Origin of the sequence: Mycobacterium sp. UM_WGJ, from assembly GCF_000455125.1 — a bacterium.
In the GTDB taxonomy this organism is placed as follows: Bacteria; Actinomycetota; Actinomycetes; order Mycobacteriales; family Mycobacteriaceae; genus Mycobacterium.
Genome location: NZ_AUWR01000005.1, coordinates 16,904 through 40,064, shown reverse-complemented (window position 1 = coordinate 40,064; position 23,161 = coordinate 16,904). Strand labels below are relative to the sequence as shown.

The window sequence follows — 23,161 nt, the reverse complement described above, 5'->3', positions numbered from 1 at the left end:
TGTGGCACCGTGGTGGACATGGTTGGCATGTCGGTCACAATCGACCCGCGCCGGCATGACGCGGTGCTGTTGCGGCTCGACGGTGGCGCCGACACGACAGCACTGACCGAACGGCTGCGACAGGCCGGCGTGCGGGTGGCCGCGGTGGCCCCCGATGACTCCGACGGTTCAGGCGCCGAACTGGTGGCTGCCGCCGCCGGACTGGCGATACGGCCGGGCCGCTGCGTGGTGCTCACCGACTCCGAATCGCAGGTAATCGCCGCTCGCAGTGCCGGATTCGCCCTGGTGATCGGCGTGGGGTGCGACGGCGGCGACGCGGTGGTGGCTGACCCGAGCGCGGTGCACGTGCGTACCGGCGACCGGCCGATGTCAGCCTTGCCCGATGCGATGACGGCCTTGACCGTCGGAGCGTTGCGTGACCTCGATCACCCGGCGGTGTTCTTCGACTTCGACGGGACCCTCTCGGAGATCGTCGACGATCCCGACGCGGCGCGGCCGGTGGCCGGCGCGGTGGAGGCGTTGGCCGCGTTGGCCGCCCGATGTCCGGTCGCGGTGCTGTCCGGTCGCGATCTGGCCGACGTGCGGACCCGGGTGGGGCTGGCCGGGATCTGGTATGCGGGCAGTCACGGCTTCGAGCTGATCGGGCCGGACGGCGCCCACCACCAGAACGACACCGCCGTCGATGCGGTGTCGGTGCTGGCCGACGCGGCCGGTTCACTGAACGATCAACTCGGCGCGATCCCGGGAATCATGGTGGAACACAAGCGTTTCGCCGTCGCCGTGCACTACCGAAACGCCGCCCGGGATCGGGTCGGCGAGGTACTGGCAGCGGTGCGCGAGACCGGTCGGCGCCGCGGACTGCGGGTCACGACCGGGCGCGAGGTGATCGAACTGCGCCCCGAGATCGACTGGGACAAGGGCCGTACGCTGCACTGGCTGCTGGATCGAATGGCCGGGGTGAGCACACCACTGTTTCTCGGCGATGACATCACCGACGAGGACGCGTTCGATGCGGTCGCCGAACTGTCGGGTGCCGGAATTGTGGTGCGCCACAATGACGACGGCGACCGTGCAACCGCCGCCCGTTACGGGTTGGACAGCCCGGCGCAAGCCGCCGAGTTCACCGAACGGCTGGCGCAGCGCCTGGCCCCCTGAGCACAGCGCCGGGATGCGTTACGGCCCGAAGATCGGGCCCGGCCCCCACAACGGCCCGGGCCCGCCGATCGGCCCCGGGCCACCCGAAAGCAGGCTGACCAGCACGATGACACCCAAGACCGCCCCGCCGGCCAGTAACCACGGCCGCAAGCCGGCCGCGTCGTCGTGGTCTGCGCGGCGGTGGGCACCCAGCCAGTAGGCCAGGGCGGCCACCGCCGCGAGCAACAGCACCATCACCATCACCAGGTCAGCGCGGCGGTCCCGGCGGTGCCACGGGCCCGCCAGGAGGTGGTGGTGGGCCCCACCCCGGAGACGGCGGCGCTCCTGGCCCGGGAGGTTGCGGCGCTCCCCCCTCCGGGGGCTGCGGCACTCCTCGCCCGGGGTGTGTCGGCGCTCCCCACGCCGGAGGCGGTGGTCCCCACGCCGGAGGCGGCGGTCCCCACGCCTGCGGAGGCGGCGGCGGCCCCGGCGGCAACGGCGGAGGTGGCGGCGCCGGCCAAAGCGGGGCTGGGGCAGCGAGCGGGATTGGGGCAGAGGCCAATCGGCCAGGACCGCCCACGCCCAGCAGCCCCGCAGAGCCCGCGACGACAAGGCCACCGACGATCAGGCCGCCGAGACCGGCGACGGCCGGGGCGAACCATGGGCGATTGGTCACCCGCCGCCCCGGCTTGCCGAGAGTGGGCGTCTGGTTAGGTGTCGCGGTAGCACTGGGCACTTCGATGTGTTCCGGCGCTTCGATGTGTTCCGATTCAGTCATGGTGTCCTCCGTGAGTCGCGCACCACTGCAATGCCAAGGTTTGTACTGCGCCACCAACGTTGCGGCGCAATGCTGAAGCCCAGCTGAAAACATGGGCCAGGACCCCGTTTGCTCAGCTCTGCTTCAGCGACCGAGCGGTCACAATGGCAAGGTGCACAACAACAGCGCACCCCGGGTGCTGGTGATTGAGGACTCCGACGCGATCCGCGAGACCGTGGTGGCGGCGCTCGCCGACGCCGGATTCGTCAGCGGTGGACGAGCCGACGGCCGCGGCCTGGAGGACGTATTGCCCGCGTTCCGCCCGGACTTGGTGGTGCTCGACGTGATGCTGCCAGGCCGGGACGGGTTCGCTCTGATCGATGTGGTGCGCGGCTACGGCGACACCGGAATCATCTTGCTCACCGCCAAAGACGCGCTCGAGGATCGCCTGCGCGGGCTGGACACCGGCGCCGACGACTATGTGGTCAAGCCGTTCGAATTGGCAGAGCTGGTCTCCCGTATCGCAGCGGTGCTGCGACGGCGCGGTCGGGTGGCGTCTGCGATACAGATCGGCGACTTGGTGGTCGACATGGAGGCCGGGGTGGTGAGCCGTGCGGGTGCCGTGATTGAGCTGACGGGCACCGAACTCAAGCTGCTCGGCTACCTCGCCGAGCAGCGCGGCCGGACAATGAGCAAGGATCGGATCCTGACGGCGGTCTGGGGCTACGACGCCTACGACGCCAACCTCGTCGAGGTTTATGTCAGCGGACTGCGCCGCAAGCTGGAGGCCCACGGACCGCGGATGCTGCACACCGTCCGCGGTGTCGGCTACCGACTGGCGGCAGCCCGCCCATGAGCACACCCACACCATCGCTGCGCCGGCGAGCGACCGTGGGCACGGTTGGCGTGATCGCAGCACTGTTGGTCGTGCTGGGTGTGGCCGGCGACCAGCTGGTCGGCGCACAACTCAACCGGGACCTACGGGCCAGGCTCGACAACACCGCCGTCCGTGCCGCCAATCTGGTCGACGCCGGGGTGAGTCCAGCCGCCCTCGTCACCCAATTGCAGGGCCAAGATATCCGGGTACAAATAGTCGCTCCGGATGGCACCGCCTACGGCGACCTGGCCCTTAGGCCCGCCCCACCACCACCACCACCGCCGCCGCCACCACCGCGCCACCACCGGCACCCGCACCCGCCCGGCGGACCGCCACCACCGCCGCCACCACCACCTCCCGGCGAGTGGACCAGCACCACAGTGACCCGCCTGCTGCCGGACGGTTCAACACTGACCCTGGTGGCCGACACCTCGGCGATCAGCGCCCGCCATTCGGAACTGCGGTACGACCTGCTCGTCGGCGGCGCGATCGGGCTCGGGTTGGTCGCGTTGCTCGTCGGCCTCGCCGCCGCTCGGGCACTTGCCCCCTTGCAGCGAATGACCACGACTGCGCAGCTGATCGCCCACGGCGACCGGGGCCGTCGACTCCGCCCGGATCGGCCGCACACCGAGCTCGGGCAGGCCGCTGCCGCGTTCGACAGCATGCTCGACGCCCTGGAGACCGCCGAACGCGAAGCACGCCAAGCCGCAGATTCCGCGCAGCGAGCCGAGGCCAATACCCGCCGTTTCCTCTCCGACGCCGCACACGAGCTGCGCACTCCGATCGCCGGGATCCAGGCCCTGGCACAGCAACTCGCCGCCAACACCGGAAATGCCGCTCGCAGAGGTCGATTCGCGACATTACTCGCGGGCGAAACCCGCCGCGCCGCTCGGCTGGTCGCCGACCTTCTCGATATCGCGCGCATCGACGCCGGGGCGGCACTGCGCTGTGAGGACGTCGACTTGGTCGAGATCGCGGCCGCCGAAGTCGACCGTGCCGCGATGTTGGCCCCCAACCTGACTGTGCGCCTTACCGGGGACGGTCAGACATTGCCGGTGCACGCCGACCCGCAACGCATCGCGCAGATCCTGACCAACCTGCTGGACAACGCCTGTCGGCACACCCCGCAGGGCGGCGAGATCACCGTGCACACCAGCCGTCGCGAACCCAACGCCGAAGTAACGGTCACCGATACCGGTCCGGGGGTCCCGGACTCCGACCGCGAGCGGGTGTTCGACCGGCTGGTCCGCCTCGACGACGCCCGTAACCGCGACTCCGGGGGCGCCGGTCTGGGCCTGCCGATCGCCAGGGCACTGGCGCAGGCGCATCACGGCAACCTCGAGTGTCTGCCGCGGCAAACCGGTGCGGCATTCCGGCTCAGCGTGCCGCTGGCACGCGAGAAGGACCAGCAGAATGGCTAGAAATTCCTAATCGCCTACGGATCTTCGTCGTCTTCCTCGTCGCCGGAATCGTTGTTGCTCAGTAATTTTTCCGGATGGTGATAGTGGTTGATCCGGGGTTGACCGTGGTCTAGATGCGGTGGGGACAGGGTTTCGGTGGTGCCGTCGTGACGCTTGCGGGTTTTCCAGCCGCCTGAGGTGATGAGTTGGTGGTGCGGGCCGCAGCGCAGGGTGAGGTCGGTGATGTCGGTGCGGCGGGTTTTGGCGTAGTCGTTGTCGTGGTGGACTTCGCAGTGGTAGCCGGATGTGGGGCAGTTGGGGTGACTGCATCCGCGTTCTTTGGCGTACAGCACGATGCGTTGGGCGGGGTTGGCGAGGCGTTTGGTGTGGAAGAGGGCGAGTTCTTCGGCGCCTTGGTAGATGCGTAGGTAGTGGTGGGCGTGGCCGGCTAGGGCGATGACGTCGCGGATGGGTAGCCAGGTGCCGCCGCCGGTGTGGGCTTTGCCGGTGCCGGATTCCAGGTCGGCCAATGTGGTGGAGACGATGATGGTGGCGGGTAACCCGTTGTGCTGGCCGAGGTTTCCTGAGGCGAGTAGGGCGCGGCCCATGGCGGTCAGGGCGTCGTGATTGCGTTGCGCAGCAGTGCGGGTGTCGGTGTCGATCTGGGTTTGCGAGGGTGTGCCGCCGGTGCAAGGGATCTCGTCGTGGGGGTTGCACATGCCGGGGGCGGCCCAGCGGGCCAGTACGGCATCGAGGGTGGCGCGGGCTTGGGGGTCGAGATAGCCCTTGATCGGGCTCATGCCGTCACGGTCTTGGGGGCCGAGCACAATCCCGCGGCGTTTGGCTCGTTGTTCGTCGCTGTAGTTGCCGTCGGGATGTAGATGATCGGCCAGCCGTTGGGCGAGTTTGGCGAGTTCGTCGGGGCGACAATCCGTACTCAATGCGGTGAGGTGCTGTTCGGCCTGGGTCAAGGTGCCGGCATCTATAGCCTCGGGCAGGTAGGTGAAGAAGGAGCGAATTACCGCGATGTGCGCGGCGCTGATCTGCCCCTCCCGCTGCGCGGCAGCCACCTCAGGCCGCACGGGTTCCAACGGTTCGCCGGTCATGGCGCGGCGCGGCCCGAGTTCGGCGGCCTCCGCCAGACGCCGCCCAGCCTCACCGCGGGTCAGATGCAACTCGTCGGCGAGCACCCAGCGCGGTTTCCCCCCGATCTCGGCAGGCTCGGCGGTCGCGAACTGGTTGACCAGCGGATGCTCCACCGCCGGAAGCCTGCGCCGCAACTTCTCGCAGCGCTGCAAGATCGCCAGGCACTCCCGCGGCGTCAACGTCTCGAAGTCCAGCTCGAGCGCCCGATCCAGATCAGCCGAAAGTGCGTCGAAGACTTCGACGACCTCTTCGCGACTGTTCGAACGCATGTGCTAATACTAGCGCCGGCCCCCGACAAACCGCCAAAACTGTCCACAGCCTAAAACCACTGTGACACAAGTGATCACAGTGGCAAACAGGCCAAAAAAGTCTCAGTCCCGGTATTCCACCGCGCCGTCGTCGAGCACCACCCGCCGGTTGGCGCCGTCGGGACCGGCGGCCTCGGTGCGGAACACCGCCTTGCCCGGCTCGGTCCGCCAGATCGAGGTGGTCAGCGTCTCCCCCGGGAACACCGGGTCGGTGAACCGTGCCGAGATGGCGCTGACCCGGCTGGCGTCGCCGCCGCCGAGTTCGGCAACCAGCGCCCGACCGGCGAAACCGTAGGTGCACAGCCCGTGCAGGATCGGCTTGGGGAAACCGGCCAGGGTGGTGGCGAACCACGGATCGCTGTGCAGCGGGTTGCGGTCGCCGGAGAGCCGGTAGAGCAGCGCCTGGTCCTCGCGGGTCGCATATGCGACGCGGGAATCCGGTTCGGTGTCGGGGATCTGGGGGGCGACCGCCCGTTGCCCGGGTTCCCCGCCGAAGCCGCCGGCCTTGCGGATGACCAGGGTGGTCAGCGTCTCGACGACCAGCTCGGAAGTCTTCGAATCGGTGCCGCGCGCCCGCAGCATCACGACGGCGTTCTTGCCCTCGCCCTTGTCCTGGATGTCGGCGACCTCGGCCACCACCTGCAGGCTTCCGGCGGGCGGCAGCGGCGCGAACAGTCGCACCTCTTGGGAGCCGTGCAGCAGCAGCGCCGGGTTGAACGTGCCGATCTTGGCGACGGCCGCAAAGCCCATGCAGCAGATGACGGCGTAGGTGGGCAACACCTGCTGCGGGGTGTCGTGGCTGTTCTCGGTGGTGAACGCCAGATCGGCTGTTCCGGCGCCGACCCCGAGCGCATAGAGCATGGTGTCGCGCTCGGTCCAGGCGAACGGCATCGGGTCTGCGGTCGCGCCAATGGCCGTCGGGTCCAGTGCCACGGATTCTCCTTCACCTCGGACGAATTGGCCCCCACCATTTCAGCAGAACCGGTCCCGTCGGCGCCATCCACACGGCAGGCTGTCGGACATGGGGAAGCGCATCTGGAACCACACCGGCACCGCGTTCGCACTGTTGGCCGCGGCGCTGGCCGCAGCCCTGATGCTCAGCGGCTGTTCGGGGACACCGCACCCGCGCAACATCACCCTGACGCTCGTCCGGCACGCGGAATCGGAAGCCAACGCCGCCGGAATCCTCGACACGTCGGTACCCGGTCCGGGACTGACCGAGAAGGGCCGCGTCCAGGCCCAGGAAATCGCAGATCAGCTCTCCCGCGGCCACCACGATGGTGTCTACGCCTCCTCGATGGTGCGCACCCAGCAGACCGCCGCCCCGCTGGCCCGCGAACTCGGCCGTCAGGTGCAGATCCTGCCCGGGCTGCGCGAGATCAACGCCGGCTGGTTCGCCGACAAGCCCCGAGATGTTGCCAATTCGGCATATTGGCTTGCCCCGCAGGCCTGGCTGCACGGTGACCGGACCGCGGCCATCCCCGGCTCGATCGACGGCAACCAGTTCAACGACGACTTCGGCGCCGCGGTCCAGCAGATCTACGACTCCGGCGACACCAACCCGGTGGCGTTCGCCCACGGGGCGTCGATCGCGACGTGGACCCTGATGAATGTCAAGAACCCCCGCGATGAGCTGTTGATCAACCATCCACTGCCCAACCTCGGCAAGGTGGTGATCACCGGCAACCCGGCCACCGGCTGGAAACTGGTGGACTGGGACGGAATTCGCGGATTCTGAGCGCAGCGGCGCCCAGCATCGGACGGCGAGACTCAACTCACCATTGACGTAGCCGATCCGAGCGACCACCATGACCGCATGCGTTATGTCGTTACCGGCGGTACCGGGTTTATTGGGCGGCGGGCGGTGGCCCGAATTCTGAAGCACAGTCCCGATGCGCAGGTGTGGGTGCTGGTGCGCCGCACCTCGCTGGGCCGCTTCGAGGCCCTGGCAGCTCAGCACGGTCAGGCATGGGGCGAGCGGGTGAATCCGCTGGTCGGCGACCTGACGGAAGAGAATCTGGGGTTGACCGACTCGGCACTCACCGAACTGGGCGACATCGATCACGTGCTGCACTGTGCGGCCATCTACGACATCACCGCCGGCGCGGCCGAACAGCAGGCCGCCAACGTCGAAGGCACTCGCGCGGTGATCGGGCTGGCGAAGCGGCTCGACGCCACCTTGTCGCACGTGTCGTCGATCGCGGTGGCCGGCAACTACGCCGGTGAGTTCACCGAAGACGACTTCGACATCGGCCAGGAACTGCCGACCCCGTATCACCAGACCAAATTCGAGGCCGAAGCACTGGTGCGCTCGACGCCGGGACTGCGCTACCGGGTGTACCGGCCGGCGGTGGTGGTGGGCGATTCCCACACCGGCGAGATGGACAAGGTCGACGGGCCGTACTACTTCTTTCCGCTGTTGGCCAAGCTGGCGGCACTGCCCCGGCTCACCCCGATGGCGGTGCCGGACACCGGACGCACCAACGTGGTTCCGGTCGACTACGTCGTCGATGCGCTGATCGAGTTGATGCACGCCGACGGGTATGACGGGCGCACCTTCCACCTCACCGCGCCACGCTCGATCGGGCTGCCCGGCATCTACCGCGCCGTCGCGCGAGAGGCCGGGCTTCCGCCGCTACGCGCCACGCTGCCCGGCGCCGTCGCGGCCCCGGTGCTCAACGTCGGTGGGCGGGCCCGGGTGTGGCGCAACATGGTGGCCACCCAGCTGGGCCTGCCCGCCGAGGTGCTCGACCTGGTGAACCTGCGGCCGACGTTCGTCGCCGACGCCACCCGCACGGCGCTGGGAGACCGCGTCCGGCTGCCCGAGTTCGCCGACTACGCGCCGGGGCTGTGGCGGTACTGGGCGCAGCATCTGGATCCCGACCGCGCCCGCCGTGACGATCCGGCCGGGCCCCTGGTCGGCCGGCACGTCATCATCACCGGGGCGTCCAGCGGCATCGGCCGGGCTTCGGCGATCGCCGTCGCCGAGCGCGGCGGCACGGTCTTCGCGCTGGCCCGCAACGGCTCGGCACTCGACGATCTGGTGGCCGAGATCCGGGCCGGGGGTGGGCAGGCGCACGCGTTCACCTGCGACGTCACCGATTCGGCGTCGGTGGAGCACACCGTCAAGGACATCCTGGGCCGGTTCGGGCACGTCGACTACCTGGTGAACAACGCCGGCCGGTCGATACGCCGATCGGTGGTCAACGCATGCGATCGGATGCACGACTACGAGCGCACGATGGCGGTCAACTACTTCGGTGCGGTGCGCATGACGCTGGCGTTGCTGCCGCACTGGCGGGAACGACGGTTCGGCCACGTCGTCAACGTCTCCAGCGAAGGGGTGCTGGCGCACAGCCCCAAGTACAGCGCGTACGTGCCCACCAAGGCGGCACTGGATGCATTCGCCGACGTGATCTCGACCGAAACCCTCTCGGATCACATCACATTCACCACCATTCACATGCCACTGGTGGCCACCCCGATGATCGCGCCGACGGGGAAACTGCTCCCGGTCGGGGCGATCAGCGCCGAGCATGCGGCGGCCATGGTGGTGCGCGGGCTGATCGAGAAGCCGGACCGGATCGACACCCCGCTGGGAACTCTGGCCGAGGCGGGCAACTACGTCACCCCCAGGCTGGCGCGACGGGTCCTACACCAGCTGTACCTGGGCTACCCGGACTCGGCCGCAGCACGCGGCGTGGCGCCCCCAGAAACCACCGAAGCCGTTGCACCCGCTGCGGACCCGACTCGACGGCGCCCGAAGCGGCCGTCGCGGGCGATCCCCCGGGTACGGACGCCCCGCCCGGTCAAGCGGGCGGTGCGGTTGGTTCCGGGCGTGCACTGGTGAGCCCGCGCTCGTGACGCTGCCCGTCTTCGCCGACTTCGATACCGGCGTCGACGACGCGGTCGCGCTGGTGTACCTGTTGGCCAGCCCGGATGCCGAGCTTGTCGGGATCGCCGCCACCGGCGGAAACGTTGCGGTGCAGCAGGTCTGCCGCAACAACCTGGCCCTGTTGGAGTTGTGCGGGGCGACCGGAGTCCCGGTGTCGCGGGGCGCCGACAGGCTGGCCCACACCGCAGAGAACAGCCACGGGCCGCAAGGGCTGGGGTACGCCGAGTTGCCGCCCGGCACCGGACAGCTCACCGGATACGACGCTGCTGCAGCCTGGGTCGCCGCCGCCCGGGAACATCCGGGGCAGCTGATCGGTCTGGCCACCGGCCCGCTGACCAACCTGGCATTGGCGCTGCGGACCGAACCCGCACTGCCCACGCTGCTGCGTCGACTGGTGATCATGGGCGGCACGTTCTCCGGCGAACGGTCCGGCTGGGCCGAGTTCAACATCGGATTCGATCCAGAGGCTGCCGCTGAGGTGTTCACGGCATGGGGAGCGGTTGCGCCGCAACGGCTCCCGATCGTGTGCGGCCTGGATCTGACCCGGCACATCGCGATCACGCCGGCCATCCTGGCGCGGCTGGCCGACAACCGCATTAATCCGGTGGTCCGGATGCTCAACGACGCGCTGCGGTTCTATTTCGAGGCACACGAAGCACGCAGCCACGGCTACCTGGCGTATCTGCACGATCCGCTGGCCGCGGCGGTCGCACTGGACCCCACACTGGTGACGACTCGCCCGGCTGCGGTGCGGGTCGAGCTTGCGCCCGGCGATGCGCGCGGGCGGACGATCCCCGACTGGGATGCCGCACAGCCCAACGCACTGATCGGGGTGAGCGTCGACCCGGCGGTGTTCTTCGACCGATTTGTGCAGCGGGTCAGCGTATTCGCCGGCTCCCTTCCACCGAACGTGCGTTGAGGGTGATTCCGGAGCGGGGCGAATTCTCGTCCTGAGTACATGTTCGGTGTGGGCGCCGATCGGGACACTTGCCGGGGTTCACTCATACACCCCCTCCAGATACCACCGCCGCAGCCGGTAACACAGCAGCAGTGCCTGCCCGGGCGCCGCGCTTCCCGGCGAGTCCTCCAACAGCGCCTGGACTCGGGCGGTGCGCCCGGATCCCGGCCCCTGCCGCTGCGGATCCCACCACCGTTCGTCGACCGGCCAGGGACCGGCCCACCAGCGCAGCCGGTCTTCCCGGTCCCGGGCGACCAGCCACGCCGGGTCGGCCGAGAAGAGCCCCCGACCCGTCACCCGGATCGGATTACGTTCGGCGTCAAGCAGTTCCACCGGGTCGTCGAGCAGCACCGACGGCGAGGGTTCGGGGAGCCGGCCGGGCCACGGCTGGCGCGGGTCGGCCAGCGGCACCGGCTCGTCCCCCAGTGGGGTCAAGGTGATGCGCTCGGCGGGACCACGACCGCCGGAGAGCACCGGCACCCGCACCGCTTCGGGGCCGAGCAGGCCCTGCACCCGCACCAGGGCGCGGCGGGCACGCAACCGGTCCTCCTCTCCGAGCCCGCCCCACAGCGGTAACTGCAGCGCCTCGGTCGCCGATGCCACCTCCACCGGCTCCAGCCGCAACAGCGTCACCGGACCGGTGGGCCGATCTCGGGCGACGCGACTGTTCAACCAGCCGTCGAGCTGCCAGCGCACCCGATCCGCGGTGGCGTCCTCGGTCAACGGCTCGGCGCATCGCCACACCCGGGTCAGCTCTTCCCCGGTGTCGGTGACGGCGTGAATGGCCAGCCGGGTGCAGCCGACCCCGGCAGCCATCAGCGTCCGGTGCAGTACACCGGCCAGTGAGCGCCCGGCGAACGCCGCGGCGTCGACCCGGTCGAGCGGCGGATCGCAGTGCAGCACCGCCTCGAGATCGGGCGTGGGCTCCCGCCCGGACGGCCCGCGTTCCGGCTCGGCGCGAGCGAACCGGTGCGCGGTGAGCGCGTCGGGCCCGAACCGCGAGGTGACATCCGGGCGGGGCAGCGCAGCGAATTGCCCGATGGTTCGAATTCCCAAGCGCCACAACAGGTCGATCAGGCCGTCCCGCCCGGGCCCGGACAGGCTGGGCTCGGCGGCCAGCTGCCGGATCGACAGCGCCGACAGGAATCGGGCGTCTCCCCCGGGTGGCACCACAGCGCCGGTACGTGCGGCGAGCACCGCGGTGGAGAGCCCGTCGGCGATCCCGACCTGACATTCGACATCGGTCGCGGCCACCGCGTCGACGAGGCGTTCGGCGGCCTGCTCCTCGGAGCCGAAGGCCCGCACCGCACCACGCACCGACACCACCAGCAGCCCGGGCCGCAACACCTCAGCAGCCGGCATCAGTTCGTCGACCGCAGCCAGGACCGGCTCGAACAGCCGGGCATCACGATCGGTGTCGGCGGCCACCACATGCAGCGCCGGACAGCGGGCCGCCGCTTCTCGGCGTCGCAGCCCACGCCGCACCCCCGCCGCACGGGCGCCCGCCGAACAGGCGATCACCCGGTTGGCCAGGGTGACCGCAATCGGCGCGGTGGCCGGCAGCCCCGCCGCGGCCGCCGCGGCGACCGCGGGCCAGTCCATGCACCACAGCGCCAGTACTCGAGAGTCGGCCATGGGAAGGCTCGCTACCCGGCCCTGGTCCGCCCGGCCGCGCGTCCGGCGGCCCGCACCTCGAGCCGCACCGCGCCGATCCGCCCGAAGCCGGAGATGGCGCCACAGCCCGTCATCTTGTCGCCTACGGTCTCATAGCCGCTCACCCGGGCGTCCAACTGCAGCGCCGCGCCTTGCCAGGTGCCGCCGGAGACCAGCAGGGCGCAGCCCCGGTGACGCGCGCGGGCCAGCACCACCCGGGTGCGCGCCGGCGGTACCGATCGGCCGCCCAGCCCGAGCACCACCAGATCCATGCCGTCCATCAGCACCGTGGCCACCTCCACCGGGTCGTTGCCGGGGTCGGGGATCACCGCGAGCCGGCTCAGGTCGGCGCCCATCTCGGAGGCGGCCAGCAACCCGAGATCCGGCTGACCGACGATGGCTGCGTTGCCGCCGGCCGCCGTCACCGTGGCCACCATGCTCAGCATCAGCGAGCGGGCCCCCGAGAGCACCACCACCGTGCCGCGCGGCAGTCCGGCGGGCAACACCCCGGCCAGCAGCGACGGGACCGGCAGCACCGCGTCGGCGGCCGGGGCCGCTGCAGCCGACAGTCCGGCCCCCCGCCGGCCCGCACCCACCTTGCCCGACACCGCCGCCATCTGCCGACGCAGCTGTTCCAGCTGTTCGGCGCGATTTTCTCCGGCACCATGGCGTTGCCCCACGTCCACCGCCGCCGTCATGATCGCCTCCGGAAACACTCGAATATGTTCGAAACTATGTTCGATTGACCCGAGTGAACACTCCCCCACCGACAACCGTCAAGCCGGATCCTTCGGCGGCGCATCAACGGCCTCTCACGCCCCATCAGCACCGCGCCCCAGGCCATCGGCCGTCGACGATTGGTACATAGTTCAAAATATGTAACACTGTTCCGCATGACCCAATCCGTGGAGTCCGACGCGGCTACCGATGCGCTGCCCTTGGGACCGCAGTCCCTGGTGTGGCGCTACTTCGGCGACAACCGGATGTTCTTGATCGGGCCGCGGCCCGCGGTGCTGCAGAACATGCTCGCCGAGCTCGGCCAGGGCGTGCTGGACCACTCGGTGTTCTTCACCGACACCGCCGCTCGCATCAAACGCTCGCTGCCGCCGATCTTCATGACCGTCTACGGCGCCGAGTCCGACAACCCCGGCCAGCAGGTGCGCGACTTCCACCTCAACATCAAGGGGACCATGCCGGATGGAAACCGGTACCACGCACTGGATCCCGAGACCTACTTCTGGGCCCACGCCACGTTCGTCGAGCAGGTGCTGTACTTCGCCGACACCTTCGTCAAGCGGCTGACCCCCGCCGAGAAGGAGCGGATCTACCTCGAATCGAAGACCTGGTATCGCCGCTACGGCGTCAGCGACCGGGTGATGCCGGCCGACTACGCCGAATTCGAGCGCTACTGGAATCAGATGCTGGACAAGGTTCTCGTCGACCACCCGACCGCCAAGTACGGCGTCGGCTATGTCACCAAGGGCTTCCCCTGCCCCAAGGGAGTGCCGCCGACACTGTGGCGGGCGATTTCGGTGGTCTTCAACCCGCTCGCGGCGTTTCTCACCACCGGCGGCATGCCGCCGAGCACCCGTGCCCAACTGGGCTTGCCGTGGAGTGATCGCCACGAGCGGCGCTATCAGCGGTTCGCCGCGGTCTGCCGGTCGCGGCCGGTCAACTGGGCGTGGGATCATTTGCCGATGCGACTGCGCTACAACCAATTCGCCTATGCCGGCTACACCCGGGGCTGACCCGGCGACCACCGCCATCCTCGACGCCGCGGTCGTCGAGTTCGAGCAGCACGGCTTCCGGCGGGTCGCACTGGACGACGTGGCTCGCCGCGCCGGGGTCAGTCGCACCACCATCTACCGCCGGTTCGCCGGTCGCGATGAGCTGGTTGCCGCAGTCATCGACCGGGAGAACGCCGCGCTCTACGACGACATCGCCACCGAGCTGAAAAACTCTGGCGCCCAGTCGAATTACTATGTCGAGGCGTTCACGTCGGCAATCATGCAGTTTCGCCGACATCGGGTGCTCAACCGGATGATCACCGATGAGCCGGCGCTGGCGCTGGAGCTCTCCCGGCGGCACTACAGCGCGATCCTGGACCGCATGTCCGAAGCGCTGCGGGTGATCTTCCCGGCCGGGTTCGCCGAACGCCTCGGCCCGGCGGTGGTCACCGAATTGGCCGACACCGTCCTGCGATACGCGGCGCTGGCACTGTTATTGCCGTCGCGCGAACCGCTGGATTCCGTCGAGGACATCCGCACATTCGCGACCGAGCATTTCCTGCCCAGTCTTCCCGCGGCGCTGCGTGCGGTGCCGATATAGGCTCCCCCTCATCAGAGAGCCGCACCGACTCCCATCGAGGCAACCACCTCAGGCATGTAGCTCTCCGCGAGCACAGTCGCGATGGCCTCGACTTCAGGAGCAAGCGGATACATGTGGCGATACTGCAGAACCTGTTTGCCGATCAACCCGAGCCGCTCGGTGAACGTCGGCATGCGGCCCGGATCCAGCAACGGCGTGTTGAACGGCGCGCAGTCGGAACGCTGAAACTCGAAAGCGGCACTGATCCGCGGCGCGGCGCCAAGACGGCTGCCACGCCCGCCCCAATGCAGCACCGCCTGATTCCAGGCGAACATGGTGCCCGCCGTGGCCGGCAGCGCCCGAATGTCCTGGAGATTGCGGACCACCGTGTTGTCCGGCCCGTCCCAGCGACGTTCGACGAAACGATCATCGAGATGGGCGGGCAGCATGTACATACATCCATTGAGCGGCGTGGCGTCGGTGAACGGCAGCCACACGGTCAGCGTGTGAGGCGAGTTGTCGTCATCAAGGGTGTTGATCAACTTGTCCCGGTGCGGTCCCCAGCCGACGGCGTTGTCGTTGGGATTGACGTGCCAGACCCAGAAGTCGGGCAGCGCCTGGTACCCCTCGCCCATCACGCTGGAGAGGAACTCCGACAGCCCCTGGAAAGCCAGCCACAGCTCGTCGTAGACGAACGCGAAGGCCAACGGGATTCCTTGCTGGAACAGCGTCGACACGCCCGCGCGAATGGGCGCGATGGCCGCTTCCGGCAGGGCGTCGGGGACCTGGACGTAGCCCTCGCGCTTCAAGTTGGCCAGCTGGGTATCGAGCTCGCCCACCGCAGCGGACGGGCGGGCGCCCCCGGCTTCTATCGACATTTCCGGGCACAGTTGCGTCCAGAATTCGCGACGCTGCACGTCGGCAGCGGAAAGCGCAGCAATCATGGGGCTACTCCCACTCAATAGTGCCGGGTGGTTTGCTGGTGATATCCAAGACTACGCGGTTGACCTCGCGAACCTCATTGGTTATCCGAGTCGAGATCCGCTCCAGCACCTCGTAGGGCACTCGGGTCCAGTCGGCGGTCATGGCGTCTTCACTGGACACCGGGCGCAGCACGATCGGGTGGCCGTAGGTGCGGCCGTCGCCTTGCACCCCCACCGAACGGACATCGGCCAGCAGCACCACCGGACACTGCCAGATCTGGTGGTCCAGGCCGGCGGCGGTCAACTCCTCGCGGGCTATCGCGTCGGCCTGCCGCAGCGTCGCCAGCCGCTCACCGGTGACCTCGCCGACGATCCGGATGCCCAGTCCGGGACCCGGGAACGGTTGGCGGGCAACGATCTCCTCCGGCAGTCCCAACTCGCGCCCGACCGCGCGCACCTCGTCCTTGAACAGCAGCCGCAGCGGCTCGACGAGACTGAACTTCAGGTCGTCGGGCAGCCCACCGACGTTGTGGTGGCTCTTGATGTTCGCGGTGCCGGTCCCCCCACCGGATTCCACCACGTCCGGATACAGCGTGCCCTGCACCAGGAACTCGACGCCGCCTTGAGAAGCATCGTGGTCTCCCAAGGTGTCTCGCACCGCACCCTCGAAGGCCCGGATGAACTGGCGCCCGATGATCTTGCGCTTGCCCTCGGGATCCGACACCCCCGACAGCGCATCGAGGAAGACGGCGGCGGCATCTACAGTGACCAGCTTCGCGCCGGTGGCGGCGACGAAGTCGTTCTGCACCTGCTCACGTTCACCGGCGCGCAACAGCCCGTGGTCGACGAAGACACACGTCAGGCGGTCACCGATGGCACGCTGCACCAGCGCCGCGGCAACCGCCGAATCCACCCCGCCGGACAGTCCACAGATGGCATGGCCGTCGCCGATCTGTTCGCGCACCTGCTCGATCAGCGCATCGGCGATATTGGCGGGCGTCCAGGCCGCGTCGATGCCGGCGAACTCGTGCAGGAACCGGCTGAGCACCCGCTGCCCGTAGGGGGTGTGCAGCACCTCGGGGTGGTACTGCACCCCGGCGAGCCGGCGGGCGCGGTTCTCGAACGCGGCCACCGGGGCACCCACGGTGCCGGCCACCACGGTGAACCCGTCGGGCGCAACGGTCACCGCGTCGCCGTGACTCATCCACACCGGCTGGGTGCCCGGCAGGCCCGAGTGCAGTTCTCCGCCGGTCACCGTCAGTTCGGTGCGGCCGTACTCACTGGTCCCGGTGTGCTCGACGGTGCCGCCGAGCGCCGCCGCCATGGCTTGAAAGCCGTAGCAGATGCCGAACACCGGAAGGTCGAGCTCAAACAGCGCCGGATCGAGCTGGGGCGCGCCCTCGGCGTAGACGCTGGCCGGCCCGCCGGACAGCACGATCGCCAGCGGATTGCGCGCGGCGATTTCTTCGACTGTCGCGGTGTGCGGGATGACCTCGGAGAAGACCCGCGCCTCCCGAACTCGGCGGGCGATCAATTGGGCGTACTGCGCGCCGAAGTCGACGACCAAGACGGGACGAGACGATGGTGATGACACGCACAGAGTGTAGTGGCGGCAAAAGTCAGCCGGACCAACGGCGGGCATGGTGAAGTGGAAGGACGCCGCAACGGAAGAAGGAGGACACGTGCTGGGTCTGCCCGAAACGGTGCGTGCCTGCCTGTTCGACCTCGATGGAGTCCTCACCGACACCGCCAGCGTGCATACCCGCGCCTGGAAGACCATGTTCGACACCTACCTGTCTGCGCGCGCCGAACGCACCGGCGAACCGTTCGTGCCGTTCGACCCGGAAGGTGATTACCGGCGCTTCGTCGACGGTCGCAAACGCGACGACGGAGTGCGCGCGTTTCTGGCCAGTCGCGGCATCACGCTGCCCGACGGCGCCGACGACGACCCACCCGATGCCGAGACCGTGCACGGTCTGGGCAACCGCAAGAACGCGGCGTTCCTGGTGACGCTGCAGTCCGACGGGGTGGAGGTGTTCGAGGGATCCCGTCGCTACCTGGCAGCGGTCACCGCGGCGGGCCTGGCCACCGCGGTGGTGTCGGCCAGCGCCAACGCCGGTGAGGTACTGGCGCTCACCGGTCTGGAGACGTTCATCGCGCAACGGGTCGACGGCGTGACGCTGCGCACCGAACACATCGCGGGCAAGCCCGCACCGGATTCGTTTCTGCGGGCGGCGCAGCTGCTCGGCGTGTCCCCCACGGCGGCTGCGGTATTCGAAGACGCGCTGTCGGGGGTGGCGGCCGGTCGAGCCGGCGGGTTCGGCTTCGTGGTGGGAGTCGACCGGGTGGGCCAGCGCGATGAGCTGCTCAGCCACGGCGCCGACGTCGTCGTCACCGATCTGGAAGAACTGTTGTGAAAGCGAGCCGATGATCGCGCAAGATTACTTTCCGATAGAACCGTGGCAGATCCGCGAGACCCACCTCGACCTGGATCTGCTGGGGCAGACGGAGTCCCTGTTCGCCCTGTCCAACGGGCACATCGGCCTGCGCGGCAACCTCGATGAGGGCGAACCGCATGGCCTGCCCGGAACCTACCTGAACTCGTTCTACGAGGTGCGGCCGCTGCCGCACGCCGAGTCCGGATTCGGCTACCCGCAGGCCGGGCAGACCGTGGTCGACGTGACCAACGGCAAGATAATCCGGCTGATGGTCGACGACGAACCGCTGGACGTCCGCTACGGCGAGCTGATCGAACACGAGCGGATCCTCGATCTGCGCGCGGGCACCCTGACCCGCCACATCCACTGGCGCTCACCGGCGAAGAAGCAAGTCAAGGTGCATTCGACCCGGTTGGTGTCGCTCGCGCAGCGCAGCGTCGCCGCCATCGAATACGTCGTCGAGGCGGTCGATGAATTCGTCCGTGTGACAGTGCAATCCGAGCTGGTCGCCAATGAGGACCAGCCGCCGACCTCCGACGACCCGCGGGTTGCGGCGATCCTGGAGAACCCACTGGAGGCCGTCGAACGCGAGAACACCAACACCGGTGCGGTACTGGTGCACCGCACCCGCGCCAGCGAACTGATGATGGCCGCCGCCATGGATCACGAGGTCGAGGTACCCGGGCGGGTCCAGGTCTCCACGATAGCGATCCCCGACGTGGCGGCGACCACCGTGGTGTGCGGACTGCGTCCCGGGCAGAAACTGCGCATCGTCAAATACCTGGCCTACGGCTGGTCCAGTGAGCGGTCCAGGCCCGCGCTGCGCGATCAGGCCATCGCGGCGCTGACCGGCGCCCGCTACAGCGGCTGGCAGGGGCTGGTCGACGCCCAACGTGCCTACCTCGACGAGTTCTGGGACGGTGCCGACGTCGAGGTCCACGGCGACCCGGACTGCCAGCAGGCGGTCCGCTTCGCGCTGTTCCACCTGCTACAAGCCAGCGCCCGCGCCGAACGCCGCGCCATCCCCAGTAAGGGCCTGACCGGCACCGGCTATGACGGCCATACCTTCTGGGACAGCGAGAGCTTCATCCTGCCGGTGCTGATCTACACCGCTCCGCACGCCGCGGCCGATGCGCTGCGCTGGCGGGCGACCACGCTGGATCTCGCGCGCGGGCGCGCCACCGAGTTGGGGCTGTCCGGCGCGGCTTTCCCGTGGCGGACGATCCGTGGCCAAGAATGCTCCGGGTACTGGCCGGCGGGCACCGCCGCCTGGCACATCAACGCCGATATCGCGGCGGCGTTCGAGCAGTACCGGGTGGTCACCGGCGACCCCTCGGTGGAGCAGGAGTGCGGGCTGGCGGTGCTGGTCGAGACCGCGCGGCTCTGGCGCTCGCTGGGGCACCACGACCGGCACGGGGTGTGGCACCTGTACGGGGTCACCGGTCCCGACGAATACACCGCGATCGTTCGGGACAACGTGTTCACCAACCTGATGGCCGCCCATAATCTGCGCACCGCCGCCGAGGCATGCGCCCGCCACCCCGATGCCGCCCACGAGTTGGGGGTCACCACCGAGGAAATGGCGGGCTGGCGGGACGCGGCCGACGCGGCGCACATTCCCTACGACGAGGAACTCGGGGTGCATCCGCAGTGCGACGGGTTCACCACGGCCGCGGAATGGGACTTCGACACCCGCAACACCTACCCACTGCTACTCAGCGAACCCTATGTGCGGCTGTACCCGGCCCAGGTGGTCAAGCAGGCCGATCTGCTACTGGCCATGCAGTGGCGCAGCCATGCGTTCACCGACGAGCAGAAGGCCCGCAACGTCGACTACTACGAGCGGCGCACGGTACGGGACTCGTCGCTGTCGGCGTGCACCCAGGCGGTGATGTGCGCCGAGGTGGGACACCTGGAGTTGGCCCACGACTACACCTACGAGACGGCGTTCGTCGACCTGCGCGATCTGCACGACAACACCCGCGACGGCCTGCATATGGCGGCGCTGGCCGGGACCTGGCTGTCATTGGTGGCCGGGTTCGGCGGCCTGCGCGACGACGCCGGCGTGCTGTCGCTGGATCCCGCCCTGCCGGACGGAATCTCACGGCTACGTTTCGGGTTGCGCTGGCGGGGGTTTCGGGTGACGGTCGACGCCAACCACAGCAAGGTCACCTACACGCTGCGCGATGGCCCCGATGGCCGACTGACGATCAACCATGCCGGCGAGGAGGTCGAACTGAGTACGCGGTCCCCGACGACGCTGCCGGCCCGTCGGCGCGAACCGCTGCTGCCCACTCCGACGCAGCCGCCCGGCCGCGAACCCATGCACCGCCGGGAAGTCGCGCGGTGATCGCTCAGGCGATACCGGAGGACCAGCGCAGCGCACCGAAGGCGCTGTCGGGCACCGCCGGGTTCTTCGGCGCGATCGGGTCGAGCCGCCGGTAGGCCTCGCCCTGGGTGGGCCGCAGGTCGGCCTCGCCCTTGTTGGGCCACAGCGATGCGGCCCGCTCGGCCTGCGCGGTGATCGACAGGGACGGGTTGACGCCGAGGTTGGCCGACACCGCCGCGCCGTCCATCACCGCCAGGGTCGGGTAGCCGTACACCCGCTGGTAGGGGTCGATGACGCCGTGCTCGGGGCTGTCCCCGATCGCCGCCCCGCCCAGGAAGTGTGCGGTGAGCGGAATGTTGAACAGCTCGCCCCAGGTACCGCCGGCCACGCCGTCGATCTTGGCGGCGATGCGGCGGGTGACCTCGTTGCCGACCGGAATCCAGCTCGGGTTCGGCTCGCCGTGGCCCTGCTTGCTGCTGTAGCGGCGGATGCCCAGCTTGCTGCGTTTGGTGAAGGTGGTGATCGAGTTGTCCAGATGCTGCATGACCAGGGCGATCACGGTGCGCTCACTCCAGCCCCGGGGGTTGAGCAGCCGCAAAATGTTGCGGGGGTCTTCGCCGGCTTGGTTCAGCAGCTGGCGCCACCGCGGGGTGTCGGTTCCTTGCGGACCGGAACCATCAGTCATCAGGGTCTGCAACAACCCCATGGCGTTGGAGCCCTTGCCGTAGCGGACCGGTTCGACGTGGGTGTCGGTGGTGGGGTGGATCGAGGAGGTGATCGCCACGCCGTGGGTCAGGTCCAGGTCCGGGTTGACCTTCAAGGTGGCCGCGCCCACGATCGATTCGGAGTTGGTGCGGGTCAGCACGCCCAGCTTGTCGGAGAGCCTCGGCAGCTTGCCCTTATCGCGCATCTTGAACAACAGCCGCTGGGTGTTGTAGGTGCCGGCGGCCAGGATCAGGTGCCGGGCGGTGAAGGTCTTGCGGTGCCGGCGCGCGCGCAAGCCGGTTCGTACCGTCGTCACCTGCCATAGCCCGTCGGCCCCCTGCTCGAAGGCAGTCACCGTCGTCATCGGATGCACCTGCGCTCCAGCCGATTCCGCCAGATACAGGTAGTTCTTGACCAAGGTGTTCTTGGCACCCCAGCGGCAGCCCGTCATGCATTCGCCGCACTCGATACAACCGGTGCGCTTCGGGCCCGCTCCGCCGAAGTACGGGTCGGCCACGGTCTTGCCCGGCTCCTTGGCACCGTTGGCGCCGTCCGGGCCGAAGAACACCCCGACCGGGGTGGCCACGAACGTGTCGCCGACTCCCATCTCATCGGCGACCTGCTTAACGATGCGGTCGGCGTCGGTGAAGGTCGGGTTCTGGACCACGCCGAGCATCCGCTTGGCCTGGTCGTAGTGCGGCATCAACTCGGCACGCCAGTCGGTGATATGCGCCCACTGCTTGTCGGCGAAGAACGGCTCCGGCGGGACATAGAGCGTGTTGGCGTAGTTCAACGACCCGCCGCCGACCCCGGCACCGGCCAGCACCATGACATTGTTGAGCAGGTGGATGCGCTGAATGCCGTAGCAACCCAGCTTCGGCGCCCACAAAAACTCGCGCAGATGCCAGGAGTTCTTCGCGAAATCCGCGTCGGCGTAGCGGCGGCCTGCCTCCAAAACGCCTACCCGATAACCCTTCTCGGTCAGCCGCAACGCGCTCACGCTGCCGCCGAAACCCGAGCCGATGATCAGGACGTCGTAGTCAGGCTCCATCGCATCAGTATGCCCTACCCGGTACCCGCGGTAGCAGGGTCGCCGAGGCTACATTTCGTCGCGGTTTTCGTCTCCCGGAGACAAAGACAGGGCCGAAATCAGGAACCGACGGTCAGGCCGACCTTCTGGAACTCCTTGAGGTCGCAGTAGCCGGCCTTGGCCATCGCGCGACGCAACCCGCCGACCAGGTTCAACGAGCCGAATGGGTCGTCGGAGGGGCCCTCGAGCACCTGCGCCAGACCGGGCCGCTCCCCGTAGGCGACCTGCATCAGCGCGCCACGCGGCAGGGAGGGGTGGGCGGCAGCCGACGGCCAGTACCAGCCGTCGCCCTGCGCCTCGGCCGCGCCGGCCAGCGGCGTGCCCAGCACCACCGCGTCGGCGCCGCAGGCGATCGCCTTGGCCAGATCCCCGGACGTGTGGATGTCACCGTCGGCCAGCACGTGCACGTAGCGCCCGCCGGTCTCATCGAGGTATTCGCGGCGCGCGGCGGCCGCGTCGGCGATCGCGGTGGCCATCGGCACCGAGATGCCCAGGACTTCGTCGGAGGTGGTCACCCCGGAGGTGGACCCGTAGCCGACGATCACCCCGGCCGCGCCGGTGCGCATCAGGTGCAGCGCGGTGCGGTGGTCGATCACCCCGCCGGCCACCACCGGGATGTCCAGCTCGGAGATGAAGGTCTTCAAGTTGAGCGGTTCCCCGGCTCCGTCGCGGTCCACGGCGACCCGCTCGGCGGAGATGATGGTGCCCTGGATGACCAGTAGGTCGACGCCCGCGGCCACCAGCGCCGGGGTCAACGCTGCGGCGTTCTGCGGGCTCACCCGTACCGCGGTGGTCACCCCGGCCTCGCTGATGCGCGCCACCGCGGCGCCGAGCAGTTCGGGGTTCAGCGGCGCAGCGTGCAGCTGCTGCAGCAGCCGGATCGCCGCCGAGGGCTCAGGTTCTTTGGCGGCCGCTTCGATCACCTGGGCGATCTTGGCCTGGACGTCGGCGTGGCGGCCGATCAGTCCTTCGCCGTTGAGCACCCCCAGCCCGCCGAGCCGGCCCAGTTCGATGGCGAACTCCGGGGAGACCAGCGCGTCGGTGGGATGGGCCAGGACCGGCATCTCGAACCGGTAGGCGTCCAGCTGCCAGGCGGTGGACACGTCCTTGGAGGAACGAGTACGCCGGGATGGCACGATGTTGATGTCGTCGAGTTCATAGGTCCGGCGGGCGGTGCGGCCCATGCCGATCTCAACCATGTCACGCATGACGGGTCAGCCTCGTTTCTGTTGCTCTGCTTG

Annotated in this window: 19 protein-coding genes; 10 read left to right on the top strand and 9 right to left on the bottom strand. The window is 68.9% G+C overall.

Annotated features, from left to right (window positions below; all coding sequences use genetic code 11):
- The first annotated feature begins 27 nt into the window (after positions 1–27).
- The gene (gene otsB, locus N416_RS0101475) at positions 28–1,155 is read left to right on the top strand and encodes a trehalose-phosphatase (protein WP_024440365.1); all 1,128 of its coding nucleotides are present in this window, start codon (positions 28–30) and stop codon (positions 1,153–1,155) included.
- Between the two features lie 18 nt (positions 1,156–1,173).
- Here the strand turns inward: otsB and N416_RS0101470 are convergent, their stop codons facing one another.
- On the bottom strand, positions 1,174–1,389 hold the full coding sequence (locus tag N416_RS0101470) for a hypothetical protein (protein ID WP_155943299.1): 216 nt from the start codon (positions 1,387–1,389) through the stop codon (positions 1,174–1,176).
- 614 nt (positions 1,390–2,003) lie between these two features.
- Between N416_RS0101470 and N416_RS0101465 the strand changes: the two genes are divergently transcribed.
- Both N416_RS0101465 and N416_RS0101460 read left to right on the top strand, forming a co-directional pair.
- Positions 2,004–2,747 carry a response regulator transcription factor gene (locus tag N416_RS0101465; protein ID WP_081654421.1) on the top strand — a complete coding sequence of 248 codons (744 nt, stop codon included), beginning with the start codon at positions 2,004–2,006 and terminating at the stop codon, positions 2,745–2,747.
- Positions 2,744–4,189, top strand: a complete 1,446-nt coding sequence (locus N416_RS0101460) for a cell wall metabolism sensor histidine kinase WalK (protein ID WP_024440362.1) — start codon at positions 2,744–2,746, stop codon at positions 4,187–4,189. Before N416_RS0101465 ends, N416_RS0101460 begins: the two co-directional genes overlap by 4 nt.
- A 14-nt stretch (positions 4,190–4,203) precedes the next feature.
- On the opposite strand, the gene N416_RS0101455 is transcribed toward N416_RS0101460, so the two are convergent.
- Positions 4,204–5,583 (bottom strand): HNH endonuclease signature motif containing protein, encoded by a 1,380-nt coding sequence (locus N416_RS0101455; protein WP_024440361.1) that lies wholly within the window; start codon positions 5,581–5,583, stop codon positions 4,204–4,206.
- Between the two features lie 102 nt (positions 5,584–5,685).
- On the bottom strand, positions 5,686–6,555 hold the full coding sequence (locus N416_RS0101450) for a MaoC/PaaZ C-terminal domain-containing protein (protein ID WP_024440360.1): 870 nt from the start codon (positions 6,553–6,555) through the stop codon (positions 5,686–5,688).
- 88 nt (positions 6,556–6,643) lie between these two features.
- Here N416_RS0101450 and N416_RS0101445 point away from each other — a divergent pair, with 88 nt between their 5' ends.
- The 3 genes from N416_RS0101445 to N416_RS0101435 all read left to right on the top strand — a co-directional run bounded on the left by N416_RS0101445 (position 6,644) and on the right by N416_RS0101435 (position 10,436).
- A complete protein-coding gene (locus N416_RS0101445; protein WP_024440359.1) occupies positions 6,644–7,360 on the top strand; it encodes a histidine phosphatase family protein in 717 nt (238 codons plus the stop codon).
- Between the two features lie 78 nt (positions 7,361–7,438).
- Positions 7,439–9,472 (top strand): SDR family oxidoreductase, encoded by a 2,034-nt coding sequence (locus N416_RS0101440; protein WP_024440358.1) that lies wholly within the window; start codon positions 7,439–7,441, stop codon positions 9,470–9,472.
- Between the two features lie 10 nt (positions 9,473–9,482).
- On the top strand, positions 9,483–10,436 hold the full coding sequence (locus N416_RS0101435) for a nucleoside hydrolase (protein WP_024440357.1): 954 nt from the start codon (positions 9,483–9,485) through the stop codon (positions 10,434–10,436).
- A 78-nt stretch (positions 10,437–10,514) separates the two neighbouring features.
- Here N416_RS0101435 and N416_RS0101430 read toward each other — a convergent pair whose 3' ends face one another.
- A complete protein-coding gene (locus tag N416_RS0101430; RefSeq protein WP_024440356.1) occupies positions 10,515–12,110 on the bottom strand; it encodes a DNA polymerase Y family protein in 1,596 nt (531 codons plus the stop codon).
- 11 nt (positions 12,111–12,121) lie between these two features.
- Positions 12,122–12,826, bottom strand: coding sequence for a hypothetical protein (locus tag N416_RS0101425; RefSeq protein ID WP_024440355.1), 705 nt, complete (start codon positions 12,824–12,826; stop codon positions 12,122–12,124).
- A gap of 195 nt (positions 12,827–13,021) precedes the next feature.
- Here N416_RS0101425 and N416_RS0101420 point away from each other — a divergent pair, with 195 nt between their 5' ends.
- Positions 13,022–13,876 carry an oxygenase MpaB family protein gene (locus tag N416_RS0101420; RefSeq protein ID WP_024440354.1) on the top strand — a complete coding sequence of 285 codons (855 nt, stop codon included), beginning with the start codon at positions 13,022–13,024 and terminating at the stop codon, positions 13,874–13,876.
- Entirely contained in the window at positions 13,854–14,456 is a 603-nt protein-coding gene (locus tag N416_RS0101415; RefSeq protein ID WP_024440353.1) for a TetR/AcrR family transcriptional regulator, read from the top strand. The genes N416_RS0101420 and N416_RS0101415 overlap by 23 nt, the downstream gene beginning before the upstream one ends.
- 11 nt (positions 14,457–14,467) lie before the next feature.
- On the opposite strand, the gene N416_RS0101410 is transcribed toward N416_RS0101415, so the two are convergent.
- Positions 14,468–15,379, bottom strand: a complete 912-nt coding sequence (locus tag N416_RS0101410; protein WP_024440352.1) for a phytanoyl-CoA dioxygenase family protein — start codon at positions 15,377–15,379, stop codon at positions 14,468–14,470.
- 4 nt (positions 15,380–15,383) lie between these two features.
- Positions 15,384–17,000 carry a glutamine-hydrolyzing GMP synthase gene (guaA, locus tag N416_RS0101405; RefSeq protein ID WP_369797558.1) on the bottom strand — a complete coding sequence of 539 codons (1,617 nt, stop codon included), beginning with the start codon at positions 16,998–17,000 and terminating at the stop codon, positions 15,384–15,386.
- On the opposite strand from guaA, the gene N416_RS0101400 reads away from it, so the two are divergent.
- Positions 16,999–17,775 carry a beta-phosphoglucomutase family hydrolase gene (locus tag N416_RS0101400; RefSeq protein ID WP_024440350.1) on the top strand — a complete coding sequence of 259 codons (777 nt, stop codon included), beginning with the start codon at positions 16,999–17,001 and terminating at the stop codon, positions 17,773–17,775. The two genes, guaA and N416_RS0101400, sit on opposite strands and share 2 nt — an antisense overlap.
- 10 nt (positions 17,776–17,785) lie before the next feature.
- On the top strand, positions 17,786–20,146 hold the full coding sequence (locus N416_RS0101395; RefSeq protein ID WP_024440349.1) for a glycoside hydrolase family 65 protein: 2,361 nt from the start codon (positions 17,786–17,788) through the stop codon (positions 20,144–20,146).
- A gap of 4 nt (positions 20,147–20,150) precedes the next feature.
- Here N416_RS0101395 and N416_RS0101390 read toward each other — a convergent pair whose 3' ends face one another.
- Together N416_RS0101390 and N416_RS0101385 are read right to left on the bottom strand one after the other, a co-directional pair.
- Positions 20,151–21,881, bottom strand: a complete 1,731-nt coding sequence (locus N416_RS0101390) for a GMC oxidoreductase (RefSeq protein ID WP_024440348.1) — start codon at positions 21,879–21,881, stop codon at positions 20,151–20,153.
- 98 nt (positions 21,882–21,979) lie between these two features.
- The gene (locus N416_RS0101385; RefSeq protein ID WP_192830945.1) at positions 21,980–23,119 is read right to left on the bottom strand and encodes a GuaB3 family IMP dehydrogenase-related protein; all 1,140 of its coding nucleotides are present in this window, start codon (positions 23,117–23,119) and stop codon (positions 21,980–21,982) included.
- Between the last annotated feature and the right edge of the window lie 42 nt (positions 23,120–23,161).